At 66.7% G+C, this 3,815-nt stretch carries 4 protein-coding genes; 3 read left to right on the top strand and 1 reads right to left on the bottom strand.

What is annotated here, in order from left to right; translation table 11 throughout:
* Position 1 precedes the first annotated feature (1 nt).
* Complete coding sequence (locus AC4FAH_RS05025) at positions 2 to 562, bottom strand: DJ-1/PfpI family protein (RefSeq protein ID WP_043334317.1); 561 nt, start codon at positions 560 to 562, stop codon at positions 2 to 4.
* 258 nt (positions 563 to 820) lie between these two features.
* Here AC4FAH_RS05025 and AC4FAH_RS05020 point away from each other — a divergent pair, with 258 nt between their 5' ends.
* The 3 genes from AC4FAH_RS05020 to AC4FAH_RS05010 all read left to right on the top strand — a co-directional run.
* Positions 821 to 1,684 carry a hypothetical protein gene (locus AC4FAH_RS05020; RefSeq protein ID WP_279836793.1) on the top strand — a complete coding sequence of 288 codons (864 nt, stop codon included), beginning with the start codon at positions 821 to 823 and terminating at the stop codon, positions 1,682 to 1,684.
* A 195-nt stretch (positions 1,685 to 1,879) separates the two neighbouring features.
* Positions 1,880 to 2,806 carry a LysO family transporter gene (locus AC4FAH_RS05015; RefSeq protein WP_054555660.1) on the top strand — a complete coding sequence of 309 codons (927 nt, stop codon included), beginning with the start codon at positions 1,880 to 1,882 and terminating at the stop codon, positions 2,804 to 2,806.
* Between the two features lie 76 nt (positions 2,807 to 2,882).
* Positions 2,883 to 3,815, top strand: a 933-nt coding sequence (locus tag AC4FAH_RS05010; protein WP_490245735.1) for a LacI family DNA-binding transcriptional regulator, incomplete at its 3' end; no start/stop codon positions are given.

Genomic DNA, 3,815 nt, shown 5'->3' with positions numbered 1-3,815 from the left:
ATCACACCAGCAGCGCCTGGAACTGACGCAGCCATTCCGGATGCGCCGGCCAGGCCGGTGCGGTCACCAGCTTGCCGGAGGTCACGGCGTCGGTCACTTCCAGCGACACGAACTCACCGCCCGCCAGCTTCACCTCAGGCGCACAGGCCGGATAGGCGCTGACGCGATGGCCTTCCAGCGACATGGCGGCGGCCAGCAGCTGCGGACCATGACAGACGGCGGCGATGGGCTTGTCGGCCTCGACGAAGTGACGCACCATCGCCAGCACACGCTCATCCAGACGCAGGTACTCGGGGGCGCGGCCACCGGGGATCAGCAGCGCGTCGTAACTCTCGACGGCGATCTCGGCGAAGCTGGCGTTGAGCGCGAAGTTGTGGCCCGGCTTCTCGGTGTAGGTCTGGTCACCCTCGAAGTCATGGATGGCGGTCTTGACGATATCGCCTTCCGTCTTGTCCGGGCAGACGACATCCACGCGATGCCCCATCGCCTGCAGCGCCTGAAACGGCACCATCAGCTCATAATCTTCTACAAAATCCCCGGCAATGATGACAATGCTGGCCATGATGATCTCCTGATTGGACCCAACGTCTAGGTACGCGCCGCGCGCGGCGGGAAGGACAAGGCAGTTACAGAGTACCTATCCATTGCACATGAGCAAGCGCTGAAATATCGTCGTGGCCGCCTGACGGGCGTTGGCTTGATTGTGGATCACCTCAACATCATTACATCATCACGTATAGTCGCCCTGCCCCGTCGCTGCCTGACCGCTCGACACCCCCATTCACAGGCCACGGCTCCAGTGCCGGTCTCGGGAGTCACCATGACCCTGCCATCTTCCGCCTTGTCTCACTTCTCTGAATCTGCCGCGCGGCGCGGCGCTTGTACCGCCACACGCGCCGATCGGCCCTCGGCATGGCAGCGCCTGTGTCGCGCAGGCCTGGGGGCGCTCCTGCTGCTGGCGGGCAATGCCCAGGCGGCCAGCGATGAGGCCGCTGTCAGCCCTGACGCGCCCCTGGCGCCTGTCGCCAGCATCGCGCCGGTGCCCTTCACCGCCCACTACACCCTGGTGCTGGATGGCTGGCCGGACGTGCCCATCACCCAGCGCGTCAGCCAGAGCGGCGAGCTGTACATCGCCAGCATGGAGGCCTCCATCAAGGTCGCCAGTGGCTATGAGCAGGGCCGCTTCACGCTCGCGGAGGGTCGCCTGCTGCCCGAGGGCTATCGCTCCGGCTATCGGCTGGCCGGCATCGGCAAGGACTACAACCGGGAAGCGCCGGTGGCAGGCGACACCCGCCTGCCTGACCGTCAGAGCCTGCTGGTGTTGCTGAGCCAGCAGGTCGACAGCCAATGGAGCGAGCAGGCCTGTCTGGCCGCGACGCCCTGCTCACTGGATTATCTCGACCACAAGGGCCGCCAGCGCACCCTGATGTACGAGATCCAGGGCCAGGAAACGCGTCAGGCGGCACAGCGCACCTTCCGCACCCTGCGCATCGAGGCGTGGCGCAAGCATCGCGAGCACAAGCACTACCGTATCTGGCTGGCGCCGCGCTGGCCGGGCCTGATGGTCGGCCTCGATTACCTCGACTACGAAGACGTCATGGACAAGGACGGCAACCGCAACGGCGAGGTGCCGCCGCGCTCGGCCCATCTGACCCTGAACCAGCTGAGCAGCGCCCGCCAGTGAGGAAAGCTCCCGCCTCTAGCGCGGCTGATCATAAGCCCCGCTGATACGCCATGAGCAAGTCTCTCGCGCAATGGTGATGGCGGGGTTATCCAGACTCCACGCCAACCGATATAGTAAGGCCCTTCGGCGGTATTCACCGCCAATCAATCACTTGCGCCGCCCCTGCTGTCCGGGTGGCAACGCCAAGGAAGGGTCATGCTGTCGGGTCTCATCTTCATTCTGCTGCCGCTGATACTCGGCTATCTGGTACGCCTCACCGATCCTGGCCGCCTGGCGGTGGTCAATCGGCTGGTCAATGCCTCCATCTATCTCATCCTGTTCCTGATGGGCATGGGGCTGGCGGCGCTGGAGCAGTTGAGTGTCGGCATGGCCGCCATGAGCGGGCAGGCGTTGACGCTGTTCGCCATCATCACGCCGCTGAATCTGCTGGCGCTGTGGTGGCTGTCGCGCCGCAGCCCGCTGCGCGCCAATCCCGCCCAGGCGGTGGATGGCGCGCCGATGACCCGCTGGCAGGCGCTGTCCGGCTCGCTGACCCTTGCCGCCGTGGTCGCGCTCGGCGTCGGCGCCGGCGTGCTGCTCAAGACCTTCGGCACCCAGCTTGATACCGACACCCTCGCCGAATGGGCGCTCTATGTGCTGCTGGCGCTGATCGGCTGCCAGCTCAGAAGCTCCGGCATGAGCCTGCGCCAGATCCTGCTCAATCGGCATGGCCTGATCATCGCGCTGACGGTGATGGCCAGTTCGCTGCTCGGTGGCCTGCTGGCGGCCCCCTTGCTGGCGCTGGAGTGGAATCAGGGCATGGCGATCTCGGCCGGCTTCGGCTGGTACTCCCTGTCGGGGATCCTGGTCGGTGATCAGCTCGGGCCGATTCTCGGCGGCGCCGCCTTCTTCAATGATCTGGCGCGCGAGCTGCTGGCCTTCGTGCTGATCCCCCTGACCATCCAGCGCTACACGCCGCTAGCCATCGGCATCGGCGGGGCCACCTCGATGGACTTCACGCTACCGGTGATCCAGCAGACCGGCGGCGTAGCCTGCGTCCCGGTCGCCGTGGTCTCGGGCTTCCTGCTGTCGCTGGCGGCACCGCCGATGATCCTGTTCCTGCTCTCGCTGAGTCACGTCTGATCCGCCGGGCAAGGCTTGCTCCCGGGCTGCCTTAACAGGGACACTCTTGTCCTCCTTCGCAGCCGCTTGAATGTCCATGCCCTCTCAGCCACACAAAGCTTCCCGCCTCAAGCGCGTCACCCTGGCCGATATCGCCGCCCGACTGGGCGTCACCAAGGTCACGGTGTCGCGCGCGCTCAATCAGCCCGAGAAGGTGTCCGCCGCGATGCGCGAGCGGGTAACCGAATGCGCCCGCGAGCTGGGTTACATGCCCAATCGTCAGGCCGGCAGCCTCGCCAGCGGTCACTCGCGACTGATCGCGCTGCTGATTCCGTCGCTCTCCAACGCCGTGTTCTCGGAGCTGCATCGCGGCCTGGAAGCCCCGCTGGCCGCCGCGGGCTATCAGCTGCTGATCGGCCATACCGGCTATTCGATGCAGGAAGAGGAGCGCCTGATCGAGACCTGGCTCTCCTTCGGCATCGACGGGCTGGTGCTGTGCGGCAGTCGCCATAGCCCTCGTACCCGCGAGATGATCGCGCGCTCGGGCTGTGCGGTGGTGGAGTGCATGGAGAAGCGCGAGACGCCGCTCGACATGGCGGTGGGACTGGACCAGCACGCCGCTGGCCGCGCGATGACCGAGGCCATGATCGCCCTGGGCCATCGCCATATCGGTTTTCTCGGTGCGCGCATGGACCGCCGCGTCGAACAGCGCCTGGGCGGCTGGCGTGCGGCGATGGAGGCCGCCGGCCTGTCGCAGCAGGCGCTGTTGACCACCGATGCCCCCTCCAGCGTGCGCATGGGCGGCAAGCTGCTCGACGAGATGCTGACCCGCTGGCCCGAGACCCAGGCCGTGTTCTGCTGCAATGACGACCTGGCGGCCGGCGGGCTGTTCGAGTGTCAGCGCCGCGGCCTGTCGGTGCCCGACCAGCTGGCGCTGGCCGGCTTCAACGGCCTGGAGATGACCCGCGGCACCTGGCCGCCGCTGGCCAGCGTGGTCACGCCACGCCGCGAGATCGGCGAGCGCGCCGCC

The organism is Cobetia sp., from assembly GCF_983723665.1.
The sequence above is the reverse complement of the archived record's forward strand: the minus strand, read 5'-3'. Positions and strand labels throughout refer to the sequence as shown.